The organism is Mesorhizobium sp. M7A.F.Ca.CA.002.09.1.1, assembly GCF_003998555.1.
Taxonomy (GTDB): domain Bacteria; phylum Pseudomonadota; class Alphaproteobacteria; order Rhizobiales; family Rhizobiaceae; genus Mesorhizobium; species Mesorhizobium ciceri.
This window is the reverse complement of the sequence record NZ_RZRR01000998.1, coordinates 1-1,871: the sequence shown is the minus strand read 5'-3', so window position 1 is coordinate 1,871 and position 1,871 is coordinate 1. Positions and strand designations below refer to the sequence as shown.

Below are 1,871 nucleotides of genomic sequence, written 5' to 3'. Positions count from 1 at the left end.
ACATTGCACATTGCGTGCCGCTCGAAACTTCCGCGAAAGCGGAATAGGCCGGAGCAAAAGGGCGGATTCGGCTGAGACTTTCGGCGCGCTTTCCCGGTCCGGGAGTCAAAAAGCCTGCTGGTTATTGGAAATGTCGTTCAAGGCGTTTGCCGGTGCTGCACCGGATCGGCGAGGAACGACACCGCAATCAGGTCGTCGCCATCGATCCGGCCGTGACGATCTTCCATGATGGCCGCGACCTTTTGAAAGGTTTTCATTTCGGCATCCGTCACCCGCGCATCGCGCATCCGGGCCTGGAGATCGGCCAGGCGAACGCCCAAAGCAGGGGATGTCACAGCTTTGCTTATCATCTTCACTCGTCCTGATTGGAAACTGACATGGGCAACCCGCCGCCATGGCTGGCGGCGGGTTTGGGACAATTCCAAGTTCAGTCGTAGACCTTGACGATCTTGCGGGTGCCCGGATCCACCAGGACGGTGCGGTTGTCGACCACTACGTAGCGGTATTTGACGTCGGGGATCTCATGAAGCTCGACCGTATCCGGCAACGCGCTACCAACATTCAGTTCCACGCCGGGAATCTTGACCGAAGCGAGGGGCTGCTTCTTCACATACTCGCGGATGACCGTGTCCTGTTCAGGCTGGATGACAACGTCCTGAGCGGCAACGGCGCCCACTCCGGCCAACAGCAACAGCGCCGCTGCGGCGCCCGTTAGGTGCATTTTCATACTGTTTCTCCTTGCGAGTCAGCATGACAAGATCGTCCAACGCTGACGGCAACTGAACTTGAGCCAACTGAAAATGTTCCTCAGATTGGGCTTCGGTCGGATGCTGTCTGCGACTTAAGTCTGGCCCGAGAGCGCATTGGTCTTACCGACGGGAACGGCTCTCTGTTCACGGCTGTTTGTCTCCCGGAATTCGGAGAAACAGATGGACAAAAGTGTTGGCCAAGCGCGCTGGTTGCTCGCACCGATTTTCGCGACAGCCGTTACCTTTCTGGTGATGGGAATAGTCCTTGGCTGACATGTCGTCGATCGGCGCAGCAACGTCCCTTCCTGCGCTGAGAGGGTTCGCAAGCCGCTTCGGCGCCTGGCGAACCCTCTATCTTCACCATACGCCGGCCTGCTCGTCGCTATCGTCCAGCAGTTGCTCGTTCAGTTTGCCGCTCGGTTATCGGGCCGTGTGTATCGATCGAGCCGGCGGCGAAGACAAGACACGTTGATCCGTAGGCTGCTCGCTGAAGTAAAGCGAACTGCCGAGAATGAGGAACACGATGCCCACCGCCGTCAATCCAACCATGAGCACGGCAATCGCCGTTCCTGGGCCATAGCCTGTCTTGATGATGGTGGATCGGTGGGCCATCGCGGCGTTCTCCAGACACCCGGCGGTGCCGAGTTCTGCGACAAACGACAAGCGAGGCCCGATGTTCCCTCGTTGGAAGACTCAATCGGTCACTTTGGGCTTTTGCTTTTTCCTGTAGGACCAAGGTCTTATCTGCCGAGCGCAAAGGTCCAAGGGGCCTTGTTCAGTTCCGATAATGTCCCTTGGATGTTCCGTTACTTTAGGTAAACCTGATATATTGCCTGGGCGGAAAACTTAGCTGGCCAAGCAAAATCGCCCGCGAACCGGGCATGGAAAATGTGGCTTTGGCAAGTTCAACAACAGGCAGTCATGTCTCGGGCGACGAATAGCTCACGTCTCGTCGAATCCGCCCTCTCGGGTCTGATCGTGCGTGATTGCGGCTTCTTCCTCATCATCGGGGAGGGCGTCGTCGCTGTCCTGGTACGCGTTATCGTCGTCCTCGTCCGGCAGATCGCCGTCTTTTTCGACGCCGTAACGCATGTCGCCGTTTTCCGGCGCGTACTCTGGCAG

Annotated in this window: 2 protein-coding genes and 1 pseudogene; all 3 read right to left on the bottom strand. The window is 57.7% G+C overall.

Features of this window, described 5'->3' with window-relative positions:
- Positions 1–137 precede the first annotated feature (137 nt).
- Entirely contained in the window at positions 138–425 is a 288-nt protein-coding gene (locus EN994_RS29435) for a hypothetical protein (RefSeq protein ID WP_338048523.1), read from the bottom strand.
- 2 nt (positions 426–427) lie between these two features.
- A complete protein-coding gene (locus EN994_RS29430) occupies positions 428–727 on the bottom strand; it encodes a DUF1236 domain-containing protein (protein ID WP_013530625.1) in 300 nt (99 codons plus the stop codon).
- A 964-nt stretch (positions 728–1,691) separates the two neighbouring features.
- A pseudogene (locus EN994_RS29420) lies at positions 1,692–1,871 on the bottom strand (hypothetical protein); the annotation flags it as partial.